General features: G+C 76.0%; 3 protein-coding genes. All 3 read left to right on the forward strand.

The annotated features are described in order from the left end of the window. Positions 1-72: 72 nt before the first annotated feature. Positions 73-12,018 carry a type I polyketide synthase gene (locus LQ326_RS44970; RefSeq protein WP_234544932.1) on the forward strand — a complete coding sequence of 3,982 codons (11,946 nt, stop codon included), beginning with the start codon at positions 73-75 and terminating at the stop codon, positions 12,016-12,018. Positions 12,019-12,077: 59 nt separating this feature from the next. Beyond that, positions 12,078-20,831, forward strand: a complete 8,754-nt coding sequence (locus LQ326_RS44975; RefSeq protein WP_308402165.1) for a type I polyketide synthase — start codon at positions 12,078-12,080, stop codon at positions 20,829-20,831. 98 nt (positions 20,832-20,929) lie between these two features. After that, positions 20,930-21,739: beta-ketoacyl synthase N-terminal-like domain-containing protein (locus LQ326_RS44980; RefSeq protein ID WP_434056968.1), on the forward strand; the 810-nt coding region annotated here is incomplete at its 3' end.

Below are 21,739 nucleotides of genomic sequence, written 5' to 3' on the forward strand. Positions count from 1 at the left end.
GTCGCCGCGCTCGCCCGGGCACATGTCACCGGCACCACCCCCACCTGGACCACCCACGCCCCGAAGCGCCGTGTGTCCCTGCCCACCTACCCCTTCCAGCACCAGCGCTACTGGCTGGAGCGCACTCCGGCCGCCGCCGCGCAGCCCGGGGTCGACGGGCGTGATCATCCGCTGCTGAGTGCGGCGGTGCCGTTGGCGGGTGCGGGGGTGGTGTTCACGGGTGCGCTCGGTGTGGGAACTCCCTCGTGGTCGCGCGATCACGCGGTCGCGGGGACGGTGCTGCTGCCGGGTACCGCGTTCGTGGAGATGGTGGTGCGGGCCGGTGACGAGGTCGGCTGCGGCTCGGTCGAAGAGCTGACGCTGCGTGCGCCGCTCGCGCTCGCCGGGCCGGTGACCGTGCAGGTCGCGGTGGGCGAGGCGGGTGCGGAGGGACGTCGTCCGGTGACGGTCCACTCCCGGCCGCGTCCGGGCGGTTCGGTGGCGGAGTGGACGCTGCACGCCGAGGGCGTGCTGGCCGAGGGCGAGGGCGACCTCGGCAGCGCGCCCGCCGGTCTCGGCGCCTGGCCGCCTCCCGGTGCCCATGCCGTGCCCGTCGGCGGGGTGTACGGGGAACTCGCCGCCCGGGGATACGACTACGGCCCCGCTTTCCAGGGCGTCCGTGCGCTGTGGCGCCGTGGTGACGAGGTCTTCGCCGAGGTCGGGTTGCCCGCGGAGGCGGGCCCGGCCGAAGGGTTCCTGGTGCATCCGGCGCTGCTGGACTCCGCCCTGCACGCCGTGGCCGCCACGGGGCTGCTGCCCCAAGGAGCGGGCATTCGGCTGCCGTTCGCCTGGTCCGGGGTGCGGGTGCACGCCACGGGCGCGGGGGTGCTGCGGGTCCTGGTGCGTCGTACGGGGGCGGACTCGGTGGAGCTGACCGCCGTGGACGGTGCCGGGGCGCCCGTGGTGTCGGTGGCGTCGCTGGTGCTGCTTCCGGTGGCCGGGGAGACGCTGCGCGCGGGTTCGCGGTCCGGGTCGCTGCTTGCCGTGCGGTGGGAGGAAGCCGGTGCGGTGGGCGGGTCCGGGGCGGCGGAGTGGGGTGCGGTGCTGGACACGGCGCGGGGCTCCGTGCCGGACGGCGGCCGCTCCCCCGTGCTGCTGGATCTAGGCTCCCCCGGGGCCGTGGAGATGGAGGACGCGGTCCTGACCGCGCTGGAGGCCGTGCAGCGGTTCGTGGCGGATCCCGCGCTTCGGGACCGGGTGCTGGTGGTGCGGACCCGGGGCGCGGTCTCGGTGGGCGAGGGCGACCGGGTGACCGACCCGGGCGCGGCCGCCGTCTGGGGGCTGGTGCGGTCGGCGCAGAGTGAGCATCCCGGCCGGTTCGTGCTGGTCGACGCGGATGCCGAGGTCACTCCCGAGGTGGTCGGGGAGGAACCCCAACTCGCGCTGCGGGACGGGGTGGTGTACGTACCGCGGCTGGTACGGCAGCCCCGTGCCGACGACGTGGCGGCGCCGTCCTTCGACGCCGCCCGTACCGTGCTGATCACGGGCGGCACGGGGAGCCTGGGGGCGCTGGTGGCCCGGCATCTCGTCACCGTGCACGGGGTGCGGCGGCTGATGCTGCTCAGCCGGTCCGGCGCGCGGGCGGCCGGGGTGGCCGAGCTGGTCGGCGAGCTGGCCGGGTCGGGTGCCGTGGCCGAGGTGCGGTCCTGTGATCTCGGGGACCGGGAGGCGCTGGCGCGGGTCGTGGCGGACATCCAGGAGTCGGGGCATCCGCTGGGGGCCGTGGTGCATGCGGCGGGTGTCCTGGAGGACGCCACCGTGGCGGGGCTGAGCGCCGAGGCGGTGACGGCCGTGCTGCGGCCCAAGGCCCGGGCCGCCCTGCATCTGCATGAGTTGACCGCCGAGGCGGAGCTGTCGGCGTTCGTGCTGTTCTCGTCCGTGGCCGGCGTGCTGGGCAACCCGGGGCAGGCCAACTACGCGGCCGCCAACGCCTGCCTGGACGCTCTGGCCGCCCACCGGGCCCAACTCGGATTGCCCGGCCTGTCGTTGGCGTGGGGACTGTGGGAGCGGCCGTCCGGGATGACGGGGCATCTGGACGAACGGGACCTGGCCCGGATGCGACGGGCCGGCGTGCTGCCGCTGTCGGCCGAGGAGGGGCTGGCCCTGCTGGACGCCGGTCTCGCCGAGGCGGCCCGGGCCGGTGGCCCGGCCGCCCTGGTGCCGGCGCGGCTCGACGCGGGGGCGCTGGGGCGGGACGGGCGTCCGGTGCCGCCGCTGCTGTCGCGGCTCGCGCCACGGACCGTACGGCGGGCGGCCGCGCAGGCCGCGCCCTCGGCCGGGGCGGGCGGGTTCACGGCGCGGCTGGCCGGGTTGTCCGGCGACGAGCGGGAGCGGTTGCTGCTGGGCGTGGTGCGTGACGAGACGGCGCTGGTGCTCGGGCACGCGAGCGGTGAACGGCTCGGTGCGTCCGACGAGTTCCGGAAGCTGGGCCTGGACTCACTGATGGCGGTGGAGGTGCGCAACCGGCTGGCCACGGTCACCGGTGTCGCCCTGCCGTCCACGGTGGTCTTCGACCATCCCACGCCCCGGGCGCTGGCCCGCTTCCTGGACGGGCGGCTGTCCGGCGCGGACGCGGTGCCGGCCGGTACGGAGGGCGTCGCGGCGGTGCGGGGTGACGACGAGCCGGTCGCGATCATCGGCATGGCCTGCCGTTACCCGGGCGGGGTGAACGGGCCCGCCGACCTGTGGCGGCTGGTGCTGGAGGAACGGGACGCGGTGGGCCGGTTCCCGGCGGACCGGGGCTGGGATCTGGCCGCCCTGTTCGACACGACGTCGGGCGTCCACGGCACCAGCGCCACCCGCGACGGCGGGTTCCTCGACGACGCCGCCGGCTTCGACCCCGCGCTGTTCGGGATCTCGCCGCGCGAGGCGCTGGCCATGGATCCGCAGCAACGGCTGCTTCTGGAGGTGTCCTGGGAGGCGCTGGAGCACGCGGGGATCCCGGCCGAGGCCGTGCACGGCTCGCGCACCGGGGTGTTCGCCGGGCTGATGTACCACGACTACGGCAGCCGTACGGCCGAGGTGCCGGAGGGCGTGGAGGGGTATCTGCTGACGGGCGGGGCGGGCAGTGTCGCCTCGGGCCGGATCGCGTACGCGCTCGGGCTGCACGGGCCGGCGCTGACGGTGGACACGGCGTGCTCCTCGTCGCTGGTGGCGCTGCACCTGGCCGCGCAGTCGCTGCGGCGCGGGGAGTCCGATCTAGCGCTGGCCGGCGGGGTCACGGTGATGGTCACACCGGACACCTTCGTGGAGTTCTCCCGGCAGGGCGGACTGGCCGCGGACGGCCGCTGCAAGTCCTTCTCCGAGGACGCCGACGGCACCGGCTGGTCGGAGGGAGTGGGCATGCTGCTGGTGGAGCGGCTGTCGGACGCCCGGCGCAACGGGCACCGGGTGCTGGCCGTGCTCCGCGGCAGCGCCGTCAACCAGGACGGCGCCTCCAACGGTCTGACCGCGCCGAACGGTGCCGCCCAGCAGCGTGTCATCCGGCAGGCGCTGGCCGCCGCCGGGCTCGCCCCGGCCGACGTCGACGCCGTCGAGGGCCACGGCACCGGCACCGTGCTGGGCGACCCGATCGAGGCGGGTGCCCTTCTGGAGACCTACGGCAGGCAGCGGCCGGCCGAACGGCCGCTGTACCTGGGGTCGGTCAAGTCCAACCTCGGGCACACCCAGGCCGCCGCCGGAGTCGCCGGCGTGATCAAGACCGTCATGGCCATGAACGAGGGGGTGCTGCCGCGCAGCCTGCACGCGGACACGCCCTCGTCGCACGTGGAGTGGGTGTCGGGCGGGGTGGCGCTGCTGGCGCGGACGCGGGCCTGGCCCGAGGTGGGCCGGCCGCGGCGGGCCGCCGTGTCGTCCTTCGGGATCAGCGGGACGAACGCCCACGTGATCCTGGAGCAGGCGCCGTCGGGGCCCGAGCCCGCGGAGCGCGGTCCGGATCCCGCCGTCGTACCGTTGCTGCTGTCGGCGGCCGACGAGGAGGGGCTGCGCGCGCAGGCCGCGCGCATCGCCCAGACGGTGGCGGCCGACGGTACCGAACTTGTCCACGTGGCCTGGTCGTTGGCGACCACGCGCAGCGCGCTGCCCTGGCGGGCCGCGGTGGTCGCCGACGGGCGGGAGCAGGCCGGGGAGCGGCTGCGGGCGCTGGCGGAGGGGCGGTCGGCCGCCGGGGTGCTGACGGGCCGGGCGGGTGAGGAGGGCCGGCTGGCGGTGGTCTTCAGCGGGCAGGGCAGCCAGCGGCTCGGCATGGGCCGTGAACTGTACGCGGCCCAGCCGGTGTTCGCCGCCGCCTTCGACGAGGTGTGCGCGCACTTCGCGCCCCACCTCGAAGCGCCCCTGGGCGATGTCGTGTTCGGTTCGGACGCGGATCTGCTGGACCGGACCGACCACGCCCAGGCGGCGCTGTTCGCCGTGGAGGTGGCGCTGTACCGGCTGCTCGAACACTGGGGTGTGACGCCCGACCTGCTGATCGGGCACTCCATCGGTGAGTTCGCGGCGGCCTTCGTGTCCGGGGTGTGGTCCCTCGCCGACGCCTGTGCGCTGGTGGCCGCGCGGGGGCGGCTGATGCGGGGCGTGTCCGCGGACGGGGCGATGGCCGCGGTGGAGGCGACGGAGGCCGAGGTCGTGGCCGAACTCGCCGGGTACGGCGGGCGGGTGGGCGTGGCGGCGGTCAACGGGCCGTCGGCCGTGGTGGTCTCGGGTGACCGGGAGGCCGTGGCGGAGGTCGCGGAGCGGCTGCGGGAACGTGGCCGGCGGGTACGGCGGCTGCGGGTCAGCCACGCCTTCCACTCCGCGCACATGGACGCGATGCTGGCCGGCTTCGCCGAGGTCCTGGCCCAGGTCGGCTTCCGTCCCCCGGCGCTGCCGGTCGTCTCCAACGTCACCGGTGCCCTGGCCGCCGCCGAGGAGCTGTGCTCGCCCGCCTACTGGGTGCGGCATGTCCGGGAGACGGTCCGCTTCGCCGACGGTGTCCGCACGCTGCACGCGGCGGGCGCGACGGCGTATCTGGAGCTGGGGCCCGCGGGGGTGCTGGCCGGAGCGGTCCGGGACAGTGTGCCGGCGGAGGCGTCCCCCGCGGTCTTCGCGGCGCTGCGCGCGGACCGGCCCGAGGCGCCGGCCTTCGTGACGGCGCTGGCGGCCCTGCACCTGTCGGGGCTGACGGTGGACTGGTCGAGGGCGTTCCAGGGCAGTGGCGCACGTGTCGTGGAGCTGCCCACCTATCCCTTCCGGCACCGGCGCTACTGGCTCGACACGCCGGCGCCGAGGGCGGCGTCGATGACCCACTTCGCCGACGCGGTCCGCGAGCTGGGCCTGAGCGAGGAGCAGACGCGGGCGCTGGACGCCCTGCTGACCGCGCCGGACCGTGCGAACCGCCTGCGGCGCCTGACCCATCGGGTGGAGTGGCGGCCGGTGGCCGGCGGCGGGGCACGCCTGCGCGGCCGGTGGCGGGTGATGCTGCCGCCCGGCACCGATCCGGCGGACGGGCGGGTGACGGCTCTGCTCGGCGCGCTGGAGAGGGCCGGTGCCCAGGCCGTGGTGGACGTGGCCGATGACGCCGGCCAGGCCGTGGCCGACGCCGGTGACTTCGCGGGGGCCGTGGCCGTGGCCGCGCTCGCCGCCGACCCCGGGCTGTTCGCGCTGGAGGCCGCCCGGGGTGTCGCGGACGTCCCGCTGTGGTTCCTGACCGAGGGCGCCGTCGCCGCCGGACCGGAGGGTTCGGTGCGGGAGGTGGGGCAGGCCGCGGTGTGGGGTCTCGGTCAGGTGGTGTCGCTCGAACTGCCCGCTGTCTGGGGCGGGTTGGCCGATGTGGGCGGCTTCGGCGAGCTCGATCTCGACGCGCTGTGCGCCGTGCTGGCCGACGGTGGCCGGCCCGGCCGTGAGGACCAGGTCGCGGTGCGCGCCGGGCGGGTCCTGGGCCGCCGTGTCGTACCCGGCGCGGAGCCGGCGGCCCCCGTACCTCCCGCACGTCCCTGGCGCCCCGCCGGCACGGTGCTCGTCACGGGCGGCACCGGGGCGCTCGGCGCCCGGGTGGCCCGCTGGCTCGCCGGGAACGGCGCCCGGCGGATCGTCCTGACCAGCCGCCGGGGCGAGGCCGCCCCGGGGGCGGCCGACCTGGTGGCGGTACTGCGTGAGCACGGCGCCGAGGTGACCGTGGAGGCCTGTGACACCGCCGACCGGGCCGCGGTCGCCGACGTGCTGACCCGCCATCGCCCGGACGGCGTCTTCCACACCGCCGGTGTCTTCGAGGCGAGTCCGGTGGCCGGGTTGTCGGGCGAAGGATGGTCCACGGTGCTGGCGGGCAAGGCCGCCGGAGCGCGGCACCTGGACGAGCTGAGCCGGGAACTCGGACTGGAACTGGACGCGTTCGTGCTGTTCTCGTCGATCGCCGGGGTGTGGGGCAGCACCGGGCAGGCCGCCTACGCCGCCGGCAACGCGATGCTGGACGCCCTCGCCGAGCGGCGGAGCGCCGACGGGCTGCCCGCGACCAGTGTCGCGTGGGGGCCCTGGGCGGGGGCCGGGATGGCCGCCGACGACACGCTGGCCGGCCTGCTGCGCGCCAGCGGGCTGCGGCCCCTGGATCCGGCCGACGCGCTGACCGCGCTGGGGCAGGCGCTGGGGTCGGGTGAGGCCTGCCGGGTGGTCGCCGACGTGGACTGGGACCGGCTCACGGCGGTTTTCGCCGCCGTACGGCCCGGCCCGCTGTTCGCGCTGACAGCACCGCGGAGCGAGGAGACCGGCGAAAGCGCGGAGAGCGGGGAGACGGCCGGCGGCCTTGCCCGGCGGCTGGCGGAACTGCCGCCCGTCGAGCGGGAGCGGGCGGTGCTCGCGCTGGTGCGGGACGAGGTCGCGGCGGCGCTCGGGCACGACCCGGCGCACGATCTCGATGTCACCCGGACCTTCAAGAGCCTGGGCCTGGACTCGATGACCGCCGTGGAGGTGCGGGGGCGGCTCGTGGCGGCGACCGGACTGGCGCTGCCCGCCACGGTCGTCTTCGACCACCCCACCCCGCGCGAGCTGGCCGCCGCGGTCCATGACCGGCTCGCCGGCGTGCAGCGGGGGCACGAGACGACGCCGGTCCGGCCGGCGGACGAACCGGTGGCCGTCGTCGGCATGGCCTGCCGGTATCCCGGCGGCACGGTCAGCCCCGAGGACCTGTGGCGGCTGGTCGCCGAGGAACGGGACGCCGTCACCGACTTCCCCGCCGACCGGGGCTGGGACCTGGCCGCCCTCTACGACCCGGACCCGGCCGCGACGGGGACGTCGTACTCGCGCGAAGGCGGTTTCCTCGACGACATCGCCGGTTTCGACGCGGGCCTGTTCGCGATCTCGCCCCGTGAGGCGCTGGCCATGGACCCGCATCAGCGGCTGCTGCTGGAGACGACCTGGGAGGCGTTCGAGCGGGCCGGGATCCCGCCGACCTCGCTGCGCGGCAGCAACACGGGGGTGTTCGTCGGCGCGGGCGAGCAGGACTACGCGGGCGGGGTGTCCGACGCTCCCGAGGGGGTCGCCAACCATCTGCTGCTCGGGCACACCGCCAGTGTGCTGTCCGGCCGGGTCGCCTATGTCTTCGGTCTCGAAGGGCCGACGCTCACGCTCGACACCGCCTGCTCGGCGGGCCTGGTCGCGCTGCATCTCGCGGTGCGGGCGCTGCGCGGCGGGGAGTGCGACCTGGCGGTGGCGGGCGGTGCGACGGTGATGTCGACACCGGGCGGCTTCGTGGAGTTCAGCCGGCAGCAAGTGCTCGGGCGGACCGGGCGCTGCCGTTCGTACTCGCAGGACGCGGACGGTTCCGCGTTCTCCGAGGGCATCGGCACCCTGGTCGTGGAGCGGCTGTCGGACGCGCGGCGCAACAGGCATCCGGTGCTCGCCGTCATCCGGGGCACGGCGGTCAACCAGGACGGCGCCTCCAACGGGCTCAGCGCGCCCAACGGCCGGTCGCAGCAGCGGGTGATCCGGCAGGCCCTGGCCGACGCCGGGCTGACGCCGGCCGACGTCGACGCCGTCGAGGGCCACGGCACCGGCACCCCGCTCGGCGACCCCATCGAGGCGGAGGCGCTGCTCGCCACCTACGGTCAGGACCGTCCCGCCGAACGACCGCTCTACCTGGGCTCGTTGAAGTCGAACATCGGGCACACCCAGGCCGCGTCGGGCATCGCGGGCGTCATCAAGACGGTGCAGGCCCTGCGGCACGGTGTGCTGCCCCGCACCCTGCATCTGGCCGAGCCCTCCGCGCACGTCGACTGGTCCTCGGGCGGGGTCGAACTGCTCGCCGGGACGCGGGAGTGGCCGCAGGTGGGGCGGGCCCGGCGGGCGGCCGTGTCGGCGTTCGGGATCAGCGGGACGAACGCGCATGTGATCCTGGAGCAGGCGGAGGAGCTCCCGGTGGCGCCCCCGGCCGCTCCGGCCGGTGCCGTCGCGCTCGCCGCCGGTCCCGCCGTACTCCCGCTGTCCGCGGCCACCGCGGCCGCGCTGCGCGATCAGGCCCGGCGGCTCCACGACTTCCTCGCCGACCACCCCGAACCTGAACTGCCGGTGGTGGGGCGGGCGTTGGCGACCGCGCGGGTGACCGAGCTGGAGCACCGGGCGGCCGTGGTCGCGAGCGGCCGGGACGAGGCCCTGGCCGCGCTGGCCGCCCTGGCCGACGGCGGGGCACACGCCCAGCTGGTCACCGGGGCGGCGGCGCCGGGCGCCGGGCCGGTACTGGTCTTCCCGGGCCAGGGCTCGCAGTGGCCGGGCATGGCGGTCGAACTTCTGGACAGCTCACCGGCATTTAGTCAGGCCCTGGCCGAATGCGACGCGGCGCTGGGCGAGTTCGTCGACTGGTCGGTCCTCGACGTGCTGTACGACCGTCCGGGCGCGCCGTCGATGGAGCGGCTCGACGTGGTGCAGCCGCTGCTGTTCGCGGTGATGGTGGCGCTGGCCCGGACCTGGGAGGCGGCCGGGGTGGTGCCGGCGGCGGTCGTGGGGCACTCGCAGGGCGAGGTGGCCGCGGCCTGTGTCGCGGGCGCCCTGTCCCTGCCGGACGCGGCCCGGATCATCTGCCTGCGCAGCAGGACCATGCAGGAGGAGCTGTCCGGGCTCGGCGCGATGGCGTCGGTGGCCGCGCCACGGGAGTCGGTCGCGGCACGGCTGGCGCGCTGGGGCGACCGGCTGAGTGTGGCGGCGGTCAACGGGCCCGCCTCGGTGGTGGTGTCGGGCGAGGCGGCCGCGGTCGGCGAGTTCCTGGCGGACGCGGAGGAGGCGGGGCTGCGGGCCCGGCGGGTGAAGGGGGCGATCGCGGCCGGGCACTCCGCGCAGGTGGAGCTGGTGCGCGAGCGCGTCCTCGCGGAACTGGCCCCGGTCGCGCCGAGGGCGGGCTCGGTGCCGATCGTGTCCACGGTCACCGGGGCCGTGGCCGACGGCTCCGGGATGGACGCCGGCTACTGGTACGACAACATGCGTGAACCCGTCCGTTTCGACGCGGCCGTAAGGGAGTTGGCGGCCCGCGGGCACCGGGTGTTCCTGGAGGTCAGCCCGCACCCGGTGCTGCTGACCGGGCTTCAGGAGACTCTGGAGGACACGGCTGCTTCGGCGGTCGCGCTGGGGACGCTGCGCCGGGACGAGGGCGGGCCGCGCCGGCTCGCCGCCTCGCTGGGGGCGGCCTACGTCGCCGGGGTGCCGGTGGACTGGCCGCGCGCGCTGTACGCGCAGGTCCCGTCCGGCCCCGTCGACCTGCCGACGTACGCCTTCCAGCGGCAGCGCTACTGGCTGGACGCGCCGCGCCAGTCGGCCTACTTCGCCACCGCGGCGGCCGTACCGGCGCCGGTCACGGACGACGACTCGGCCCAGCGGCGCTTCTGGGACGCCGTGGAGAACGGCGACGTCGACGCGCTCGTAGGCGAACTGCCGCTGGTGAACGGACAGTTGACTTCACTTCAGGATGTGCTGCCGGCCCTCGCCGACTGGCGGCACCGGTCCCGGGAGGACGCGGCGCTGGACCGGTGGCGGCATCGGGTGGTGTGGGAGCCGGTCGCCACGCCCGCGCGGCCCGTGCTCACGGGGGACTGGCTGCTCCTCGTCCCGGACGACCCGGCGGCCGCACCGGTCGCCGCGCAGGTCGAGTCGGCGCTCGGGGCGCACGGGGCGCGGGTGACGCGGCTCGGTGTCCCGGCCGGGGCCGACCGTGCGACCGTCGCCGAAGCGCTGGACGGGCTGGACGAGTTCGCGGCGCCTGCCGGAGTGCTGACACTGACCGGTCTGCTCGACGGCGCCGCCGCCGGACATGACGCCGTGCCGCGCGCGCTGGCGGCCACACTCGCCGTCGACCAGGCCCTCGGTGACCTGGACCGGGCGGCACCGCTGTGGGTGCTCACCCGGGGCGCGGTCGCTGCGCAGCCGACGGACCAGGTGACCGCGCCGGAGCAGGCCATGGTGTGGGGGCTCGGAGCCACGGCCCGTCAGGAGCATCCCGAACGGTGGGGCGGGGTGATCGACCTGCCGGGGGACCTCGACCCGCGGGCGCTGACCCGGCTGGCGGCCGTGCTGTCCGGGGCCACCGGCGAGGACGAGGCGGCGATCCGGGCGTCGGCGGCCCTGACCCGGCGTCTGGTGCCGGCCCCGCAGCCGGAGCGGCCGGAGGGCTGGAAGCCGAACGGTACGGTGCTGGTGACCGGTGGCACGGGCGCGCTCGGCGGACACGTGGCCCGGCATCTGGCCGCCCTCGGGGCGCCCCATCTGCTGCTGACGGGACGGCGGGGCCCGCACGCGCCGGGGGCGCGGGAGCTGGCGGACGAACTCGCCGCGCTGGGCGCCCGGGTGACCGTCGCCGCCTGCGACCTGGGCGACCGGGCCGAGCTGGCGGAGCTGCTGCGCCAGGTACCCGCCGAGTATCCGCTGACCGCCGTGGTCCACACGGCGGCGGCCGTGGACGACGCGCTGTTGTCCTCCCTGACGCTTCCCCAGCTCCAGCGCTCGCTCCGGGTGAAGGCACGGGCGGCACGCAACCTCGACGAACTGACGCGGGACCTCCCGCTGGAGGCGTTCGTGCTGTTCTCGTCGTTCGCGGGCGTCACGGCGGACGCCGGGCAGGGCGGCTACGCGCCCGGCAACGCCTACCTCGACGCGCTCGCGCTGCACCGCCGGGCGCTCGGTCTGCCCGCGCTGTCCGTCGGCTGGGGACACTGGGCGGGCGGCAGCGGGCTGGAGGGCGGCGAGGTGATCGCGAACCGGCTGCACCGGTTCGCGATGGAGTCCATGGACCCGCGGCGGGCGGTCCGCGCGCTGGAGCGGGCGGTGGGTTCCGACAGCGGCCATCTGGTCGTCGCCGACGTGGACTTCACCCGCCTGAACGCCGATCCGGCCGGTGCCCGCGCGAACCGGCTGTTCCTGGGCCTGCCCGGCTACCGGGCGGCACTGCAGCCCGCCGCCGGGCAGGAGGAGGCCGGCACCGACCCGGCGGAGACCGGGACCGGCTTCCGGGACCGGGTCGCGGCCACCGCGCCGGCCGAACGCACGGCGGTGGTACTGGATCTGGTGCTGCGTCAGCTCGCCGCGGTGCTCGGGCACGCCGATCCGGACGAGATCTCACCCACCCGGCTTTTCCGGGAACTGGGCATCGACTCGCTCACGGCGGTGGAGTTCCGCAACCGGCTCGGCGCGGCCACCGGGCTGCGGCTGCCCGTCGGCGTCGTCTTCGACCATCCCACTCCGCAGGCGGTGGCGGCCCATGTCGTCACCGAACTGGACGTCGACGACGAAGCGTCCTCGGCGACCCCCTCGGCGGAAGACGAACTGGACCGTCTCGAGGCCGTGCTCGACCGCCTGGACGGCCCCGCGTCGGCCGCGGTCGCGGCCCGGCTGCGCACCCTGCTGACCCGGCTCCCGGACGCCCCGGCAGCCGACGGCGACGGCAACGGTGACGGTGCCGACCCGGGCGACGCCCTGGCGTCCGCGACGAGCGCCGAGGAGGTTCTCGGCTTCATCCAGGAACGGTTCGGCCGGTGACCGGCTCGCCCACACTCCCGACCCCGGCTCAGGCCCCAGCAGCACAGGAGACACGTGCAGTGACGAGCAGCGAGGTTCCCCCGCCCGGCGGCGACAAGGTCGTCGAGACCCTCAAGTGGATGGCACACGAACTCGACGCGGCCAAGCGGAAGCTGGCACAGCTGGAGGCCGGGCGGTCGGAACCGGTCGCGATCGTCGGCATGGGCTGCCGCTTCCCCGGGGACGCCGGCTCCCCCGAGGAGCTGTGGCGGCTGCTGGCCGAGGGCCGGGACGCGATCGGGCCGCTGCCCGCCGACCGGGGCTGGGACCTGGACGCGCTGTACGACCCGGACCCGGCCGCTCCCGGCACGGCCTACGTCCGGGAGGGCGGCTTCCTGGCCACGGCGGGCGACTTCGACGCGGGCTTCTTCGAGATCTCGCCCCGTGAGGCACTCGCCATGGACCCGCAGCAGCGGCTGCTGCTGGAGGTCGCCTGGGAGACGCTGGAGGACGCGGCGATCGCCCCCTCGGCGCTGCGCGGCAGCGGCACCGGCGTGTTCGTCGGCACCAACGGCCAGGACTACGTGCCGCCGATGATGGACGGCGTCGCCGAGCTCGGCGGCTATCTCGGCACCGGCTCCACCCAGAGCGTGCTGTCCGGCCGGCTCGCCTACGCGCTGGGCCTGGAGGGGCCCGCGGTCACCGTGGACACCGCGTGCTCGGCGTCCCTGGTGGCGCTGCACCAGGCCGTGCGGGCGCTGCGCGGCGGCGAGTGCGAGCTGGCGCTGGCGGGCGGTGCCACGGTGATGTCGAGCCCGTGGACGCTGGTGGAGTTCTCCCGGCAGCGGGGGCTGGCGCCGGACGGCCGCTGCAAGACGTTCTCGGACCGCGCCGACGGCACCGCGGTGTCGGAGGGTGTGGGTCTGCTGCTCCTGGAGCGCCTGTCGGACGCCCGCCGCAACGGGCACCGGATCCTCGCGGTGGTGCGGGGCTCGGCCGTCAACCAGGACGGCGCCTCCAACGGCCTGACCGCGCCGAGCGGCACGGCCCAGCAGCGGGTGATCCGGGCCGCGCTCAAGGACGCGGGCCTGGCCCCGGCCGACGTGGACGCCGTCGAGGCGCACGGCACCGGCACCCGGCTCGGCGACCCCATCGAGGTGGACGCGCTGCTCGCGACGTACGGCAGGGGCCGGGACGCCGGGCGGCCGCTGTGGCTCGGCTCGGTCAAGTCCAACCTCGGGCACACCCAGGCCGCCGCCGGAGTCGCCGGTGTCATCAAGACGGTGCTCGCGCTGCGCCACGGCGTCCTGCCCCGCACCCTGCACGCCGACCCGCCGACCGCCCACGTCGACTGGAGCACGTCCGGCGTCCGGCTGCTCCTCGACGAGCAGCGCTGGCCGCGCACGGACCGGCGGCGCCGGGCGGCGGTGTCGTCCTTCGGAATCAGCGGGACGAACGCGCACGTCCTGCTGGAGGAGGCCGAACCGGCGGAGGCCACCCGGTGGGCGGGGGCCGGCCGGCCGACGGCGGCCGGACGACCGACGGAGAAGGACCGGCCGACCGCGGACGGCCGACCGACGACGAACGACCGGCCGAGGGAGCAGGCCGGACCGACGGCTGGCGGCCCCCCGACGGCGGACGACCGACCGACGGCGGACGACCAGCCGGCGGAGACGGAGCGATCGACGGCGGGCGGCCGGCCGACGGACATGGGCGGACCGGCGGAGAAGGGCGGACCGGCGGCGGGCGGTCGGTCCGCGGAGGGCCGTGTCCTCTCCGCCGTTCCCGTCCTGCTCGACGCCCGTACCCCCGGTGCCCTGCGCGGCCAGGCGGCCCGGCTCGCCGACCACGTACGCGCCCACCCCGGGCTCCGCCCGCTCGACCTCGGCTGGTCGACGGCCACCACCAGGTCTCGCATGCGGCACCGCGCCCTCCTCGTCGCGGCCGACGCCGAGGAACTGCTCGCCGGACTGGGCGCCCTCGCCGAGAACACCCCCGGCGCGGGCGTCGTACGCGCCGAGACGGCCGAACAGCCCTCGCTCACCTTGCTGTTCACCGGTCAAGGCGCCCAGTACGAGGGCATGGCACAGCAGTTGTACGACGAGTTCCCGGTGTTCGCCGCCGCCCTCGACGAGGTCTGCGCGCACCTCGACCCGCTGCTCGAACGCCCGCTGCGGCCGGTCCTGTCCGGTGACGCGGCGGCCCTGGACCGGACGGCGTTCACCCAGCCCGCCCTGTTCGCCGTCGAGACGGCGCTGTTCCGGCTCGTGGAGTCCTGGGGGGTGGTGCCGGACCGGCTGGTCGGGCACTCCGTCGGGGAGCTGACCGCTGCGCACGTGGCCGGGGTGCTGTCGCTGCCGGACGCGTGCGCGCTGGTCGCGGCGCGCGGCCGGGTGATGGACCGGCTGCCGGCCGGCGGGGTGATGATCTCGGTGCGGGCGGCCGAGGCCGAGGTGGCCCCGCTGCTGACGCCCGGGGTGGGCATCGCGGCCGTCAACGGACCGCGGTCCGTGGTCCTGTCGGGCGCGGCCGAGGACACCGAGGCGGTGGCCCGCACGCTCGCGGAGCGCGGGCACAAGATCCGGCGGCTCCAGGTCAGCCATGCCTTCCACTCGGTCCTGATGGAGCCGGCCATGCCGGAGTTCCGCGAGGTGGCGGGCCGCGCCGGCTATCACGAGCCACGCATCCCGCTGGTCTCGGCGCTCACCGGCAGGCTGGTCGGGCCCGGCGAGGTCACCGATCCCGAGTACTGGGTACGGCACCTGCGCGAGCCGGTCCGTTTCCTGGACGCGGTGCGGGCCGCCGAGACGGACGGCGGGCGGGTCTTCCTGGAGCTGGGCCCCGACGGGGTGCTCGCGTCGATGGCGGCGGACTGCCTGGCCGACCGCTCGGCGGCGGTCCTCGCCCCGACCCTGCGCAAGGACCGCCCCGACACCCGCTCCCTGCTCCTCGGGCTGGGGCAGGTGCACACGGCCGGGGTGAGCGTCGACTGGGACGCGGTGTTCGCCGGCACGGGCGCGGCGCGCGTGCCGCTGCCGACGTACGCCTTCGAGCACCGCCGGTACTGGCTCGCGGCCGGCCGCTCCTTCGACGGCACGGCGGCGCCCGTGGAGCTCGTCGACACCCGGCCGGATGTCCCGCGGGCGCGGCTGGAGACGCTGGAACTGGTCCGCTCCGCCACCGCCGCCGTCCTCGGCCATGCCTCGCGGGAGGCCGTGGCGGCCGACCGGCCGTTCGCCGAGCTGGGCGTGACCTCGGTCGGCGCGGTCGAGCTGTGCGCCGAACTGCGCGCGGCGACAGGGCTGTCCGTGCCCGCCTCGGCCGTCTTCGACCACCCCACCCCCCAGGCGCTCGCCGCCCAGCTGGACCGGGAGGGCCAGGGCGAAGCCGCCCGTCCGCCGGCCCCGGCCCGGCCGCGTCCGCGGCGCAGGGCCGACGAACCGGTCGCGATCATCGGCATGGGCTGCCGGTTCCCGGGCGGGGTGACCAGCCCGGAGGACCTGTGGCGGCTGGTGGCCGACGAGCGCGACGTCCTCGGCGGCTTCCCCGACAACCGGGGCTGGAACCTGGAGGAACTCTTCGCCCCGGCCGGCGACCCGGGCACCTCGACGGAGGCGCGGGAGAGCGGATTCCTGCACGAGGCGGGCGAGTTCGACCCGGCGTTCTTCGGGATCTCACCGCGTGAGGCGCTCGCCATGGATCCGCAGCACCGGCTGCTGCTGGAAACGGCCTGGGAGGCGATGGAGCGGGCCGGCCTCGACCCGGGCGCGCTGCGCGGCAGCCGTACCGGGGTGTTCGCGGGGCTGGTCGGCCATGACTACCTGCTCGGCCCGGAGCGGATGCCGGACGACCTGGTGCCGTATTTCGCCACCGGCATCGGCGGGTCGATGGCCAGCGGCCGGATCTCCTACACCTTCGGTTTCGAGGGCCCGGCGGTGACCGTGGACACGGCGTGCTCGTCGGCGCTGGTCGCGCTGCACCAGGCGGTGCGGGCGCTGCGCGCCGGGGAGTGCGATCTGGCGCTGGCGGGGGCGGCGACGGTGATGGCGACGCCCGGCGCGTTCGTGGGATTCTCCGGGCAGGGGCTGATGGCACCGGACGCGCGCAGCAAGTCCTTCGCCGAGGCGGCCGACGGCACCATGTGGTCGGAGGGCGTCGGCATGCTGCTCGTGGAGCGGCTATCGGACGCGCTGCGGGCGGGGCACCGGGTGCTGGCCGTCGTCCGCGGTACGGCGGTCAACCAGGACGGTGCCTCCAACGGGCTCACCGCGCCCAACGGCGCCGCCCAGCAGCGGGTGATCCGGGCCGCGCTCGACGACGCGGGCCTCGTTTCGGCCGACGTGGACGCCGTCGAGGCGCACGGCACCGGCACCCGGCTCGGCGACCCCGTCGAGGCGCACGCGCTGATGGCGACGTACGGCCGAAACCGGCCCGCGGACCGGCCGCTGCGGCTCGGCTCGATCAAGTCGAACATCGGCCACACGCAGGGCGCGGCGGGTGTGGCCGGGGTGATCAAGACGGTGCTGGCGCTGCGGCACGGGCTGCTGCCGCGGTCCCTGCACGTGGACCGGCCGTCGACGCGGATCGACTGGTCGCTGGGTGCGGTGCGGCTGCTGACGGAGGCCGAGGTGTGGCCGGCGGTGGACCGGCCGCGCCGGGCAGGTGTGTCGGCGTTCGGCGCGAGCGGTACCAACGCGCATGTGATCCTCGAACAGGCGCCGCCCGCGCCGGTGGCGGACGAGCCGCGGCTGCCGCTGCCGGTCACCCCGCTGGTGCTGTCCGGGCACACCCCGGCGGCGCTGCGCGGCCAGGCGGCCCGGCTGGCCGGCGTACTGGCGGCCGAGGACGCTCCGCACCTCACCGACGTTGCCTGGTCGCTGGCAGCGACGCGCACGGCGCTCGCGCACCGCGCGGTGGTCCTCGCCGCCGGCTTGCGGGAGGCCCGTGCCGGGCTCGCGGCGCTGGCCGCGGGCGAGGAGGCGCCGCACGTGGTCACCGGGACACCCACCGGCGCCGAGGCGGTGTTCGTGTTCCCCGGGCAGGGCTCGCAGTGGGTGGGGATGGCCTCGGCGCTGCTGGAGCGCTCCACGGTGTTCCGGGACGCGTTCGCGGACTGCGAGCGGGTCTTCGCCGACCTGGTCGGCTGGTCGGTGACCGGCGCGATGGCCGGGGATCCGGACGCGCCGTCGCTGGAGCGGCTGGACGTGGTGCAGCCGGTGCTGTTCTCGGTGATGGTCGCCCTCGCGCACACCTGGCAGGCGGCCGGTGTGCGCCCGGCGGCGGTGGTGGGCCACTCGCAGGGCGAGATCGCCGCCGCGCACGTGGCGGGCGCCCTGTCGCTGGAGGACGCGGCCCGGGTGGTGGCGCTGCGCAGCCGGCTGATCGTGGACGTGGTGGGCCTGGGCGCGATGGCCGGGGTGTCCAAGTCCCCCGAGTGGGTCGCGGCCCGGCTCGGGCCGTGGGAGTCGGAGCTCAGCGTCGGCGTCGTCAACGGGCCGGAGTCGGTGGTCGTCACCGGAGACGTGACGGCCCTGGAGGAGTTCCTCGCGGTGGCCGAGGCCGAAGGCGCCCAGGTGCGCCGGGTGCGCGGCGCGGTGGCACCGGGCCACGCCCCGCAGATGGCCCGGCTGCGCGACCAACTCCTCGACGCCCTAGCCGGGTTGACTCCGCGGCCGGGCGCGGTCCCGCTGTGCTCGACGGTCACCGGGGAGCTCCTGGACACCACCGGGATGTCCGCCGCGTACTGGTACCGCAACGCGCGGGAGCCCGTGCAGTTCGAGAAGGCCGTACGGCATCTGCTGGAGCGGGGCCACCGGGTGTTCCTGGAGATGAGCCCGCATCCGCTGCTGCCCGGCCCGGTCACCGACATCGCCGCGACCCAGGACGTACGGGTCGCCGCGCTGGGCACCCTGCGCCGCGAGGACGGCGGCCCGGAGCGCACCGCGCGCGCCCTGGCGGACGCCTGGGCGCACGGCGTGGACGTGGACTGGGCGGCCGCCGTGTTCGACGGGGCCGGCGCCCGCCGGGTCGACCTGCCGACGTACGCCTTCCAGCGGGAGCGCTACTGGCTGGAGCCGGTGACCGGGCCGGTGGGCGCCGGAGTGCGCGGCACCGGGCATCCCCTGCTCGACGTGCGTGTCGGACTCGCCCATGGGGGTGCGTTGCTGACGGGGCGGCTGGCGCGGCGGACGCTGCCCTGGCTGGACGACCACGCGGTGGGCGGGACGGCGATCCTGCCCGGTGCCGCCTTCGTGGAACTGGCGGTGCGGGCGGGTGACGCCGTCGGCTGCGCGGCCGTGGAGGAGCTGGCGCTGCAGCGGCCGCTGGTGATCCCGGCGGACGGCGGGACCGTCGTCCAGGTGACGGTCGACGCACCGGACGGCTCCGGGCGGCGCGCGGTACGCGTCCACTCACGCCCGGACGCCGACGAGGAGTCCCCGTGGACGCAGCACGCCGAGGGCGTCCTGGCCCCGGCCGGAGCAGCGCCCGAGCCGCTCGCCGGCTGGCCCCCGCCGGACGCCGGCCCGCTGCCGGCCGAGGACGCCTACGAGCGCATCGCCGCGGCCGGCATCGACTACGGCCCCGCCTTCCGCGGCCTGCGGGCCGCCTGGCGGCGCGGGAACGAACTCTTCGCCCAGGTGCGGCTCCCGCAGCCGGAGGCGAAGACCGCGCAGGAGTACGGCATCCACCCGGCACTCCTGGACGCGGCCCTGCACGTCGTCGTCCTGGACGGCCTGGAGAACAGCGGGCAGCTCGCGTTCAGCTGGAGCGGGGTCACCCTGCACGCACAGGGCGCCACCGAGCTGCGGGTGCGGGCGGTACGGCTCGGTGACGGCTCCTTCGCCTTCCACCTGTACGACGGTGCCGGGCAGCCGGTGCTCACCGCAGAGTCCGTCGCCGTACGCCCCATGACGGGCGCCGACCTGACCGCGAGCCGCACCGCCACGGAGAACTCCCTGTTCCGCCTGGAGTGGACGCCACTGCCGTCCGGCGAGACCACCGCCGCCCGCTGGGCGGTACTGGGCAAGCGGTGCGAGGCGGTGTGGCCGGCCGAGGTGGACCCCCGCCGCCACTACACCGACCTGGCCGCGCTGGCCGCGGCCGTGGACGGGGGCGCACCGGTGCCCGAGGCGGTGCTGGTGGCCGGCGCGGGCGGCGAGCCCGGCGACCGGCACGTGCTGCTGGACGCACTGGAGTTGTGCCGAGCGTGGACGACGGACGAACGCTGGGCGGAGGCACGGCTGGTCTTCCTCACCCGGGACGCGGTGGCGGACGGCGCCCCGGACACGGCCGTCGACCTCGCGCACGCCCCGCTGTGGGGCCTGGTCCGCTCCGCGCAGCAGGAGCAGCCCGACCGGTTCGTCCTGCTGGACAGCGACACCGCGGAGGTCCCCCCGGTGGTGCTGGCGGCGGCCCTCGGCTCGGGCGAACCCCAACTCGCCCTGCGGGAAGGGGTGCTGCGGGTCGCGCGGCTGGCGCGGGTGACCGCCGACGGCACTCCCGGCCACCGCCCGCTCGACCCGGAGGGCACGGTCCTGATCACCGGCGGCACCGGCACCCTCGGCGCCATCCTCGCCCGCCACCTGGTGACCCGGCACGGCGTGCGCCATCTGCTGCTCACCGGGCGCCGCGGCGCCGACGCCCCCAACGCGGCAGCACTCGCCGCCGAGTTGACAGGGGCCGGGGCCACGGTCACGGCCGCCGCCTGCGACGTGGCCGACCCCGAAGCCCTGGCCCGGCTCCTGGCGCGGATCCCCGAACGGCATCCGCTCACCGGGGTGTTCCACCTGGCGGGCGTCCTCGCCGACGGGGCCCTCGGTTCGCTCACCCCGGACCATGTCGACACGGTGCTGCGGACGAAGGCGGACGCCGCCTGGCAGCTGCACAGCCTCACCCGGGACGCCGACCTGGCCGCGTTCGTCCTGTACTCGTCCATGGCCGGCACCTTCGGCGGCGCGGGCCAGGCCAACTACGGCGCGGCCAACGCGTTCCTGGACGCCCTCGCCCGGCACCGCCGGTCACTGGGCCTGCCCGGCCTGTCCGTCTCCTGGGGACTGTGGCAGGACCGCTCCGAGATGGGCGCCGGGCTCACCGACCAGGACCTGGCCCGCCGGATGGCCCGCTCCGGTACCCGCGGCCTGACCGCCGAGCAGGGCACCGACCTGCTGGACGCGGCCCTCGACAGTCCCGACGCCCATCTGGTCGCCGCCCGCTTCGACTTCCCCACCCTGCGCGCCCAGGCCGGCGACGGCACCCTCCCCGCGCTGCTGCGCGGCCTGGTACGGGCCGGCCGGCGCAGCGCGGGCGCCGCCGCGCAGACCGGCCTGCGGGAACGGCTCGCCGCGCAGGTCCCCGCCGAACGCGCCGCCGGCCTCCTGGACGCCGTACGTTCCACCGTCGCCCTCGTCCTCGGGCACGGCTCCGCCGACCAGGTCGACGACGGCCGCGCCTTCCGGGAGCTGGGCCTGGACTCGCTGACCGCGGTGGACCTGCGCAACCGGTTGTCCGCGCTCAGCGGCCTGAAACTCCCGGCCACGCTCGCCTTCGACCACCCCACCCCACGGGCGATCGCCGAGTTCCTCGACGAGAAGTTGTTCGGCACCCCGGTCGAGGTCACCCCTCCGGTCCTCACCGACCTGGACCGGCTGGAACTCGCGCTGCTCGGCGCCGACACCTCCGATCCGGCGCTGCGCGCGAAGGTCACCATGCGGCTGCACTCCCTGGTGGCCCGCTGGAGCGACGGCGACACCCCGGCAGCAGCCGACGGTCTCGGACTGGAGGACGCCTCGGTCGACCAACTCCTCGACTTCATCGACGACATGGGCACCTTCTGACCTTCACCGACGTCGGTCCGGGCTGCTTCCGGGCCGCTGGCAGAAAGGGACGCGTTCCTTCCATGGAAGACACGCGGATCATCGAGTACTTGAAGCGGGTGACGGCCGATCTGCACCGGGCACGCGCCCGGCTCCTGGAGCTGGAGTCGGGGCGGCAGGAGCCCGTCGCGATCGTCTCGGGGGCCTGCCGCTTCCCCGGCGGCATCGACTCGCCCGAGGACCTGTGGCGCGCGGTCGTCGAGGAACGCGACCTGATCTCGGCGATGCCCGCCGACCGCGGCTGGGACGTCGACGAACTGTACGACCCCGACCCGGACGCTGTCGGCCACATCTACGTCAAGGAGGGCGGTTTCCTCCAGGACGCGGCCGGTTTCGACGCCGGCCTCTTCGGCATCCCGCCCCGTGAGGCCCTGTCGATGGACCCGCAGCAGCGGCTGCTGCTGGAGACGACCTGGGAGACGTTCGAACGCGCGGGCCTCGACCCGCTCGGCCTCGCCGGTTCCCGTACCGGTGTGTTCATCGGGATCCTCTCCCACGACCACGGCACCCGGCTGACGCCCGCGCCCGAGGGCTTCGAGGGCATGATCGGCGCCGGTACGGCGGGCAGCATCGCCTCCGGCCGGCTGTCGTACGTCTTCGGCCTGGAGGGCCCGGCCCTGACCATCGACACCGCGTGCTCGTCGTCGCTGGTCGCGCTGCATCTGGCGGTCCAATCGCTGCGCGGCGGTGAGTGCGACCTCGCGGTGGCGGGCGGTGCCACCGTGATGTCGACGGTGGAGTCCTTCGTCGAGTTCTCCCGCCAGCGGGGGCTCGCCCCCGATGCCCGTATCAAGGCGTTCGACGACGCGGCGGACGGCTCCTCCTGGAGCGAGGGCGTGGGAACCCTGCTGGTGGAACGTCTCTCCGAC

The sequence above is a fragment of the Streptomyces shenzhenensis genome, assembly GCF_021462265.1.
GTDB lineage: Bacteria > Actinomycetota > Actinomycetes > Streptomycetales > Streptomycetaceae > Streptomyces > Streptomyces shenzhenensis.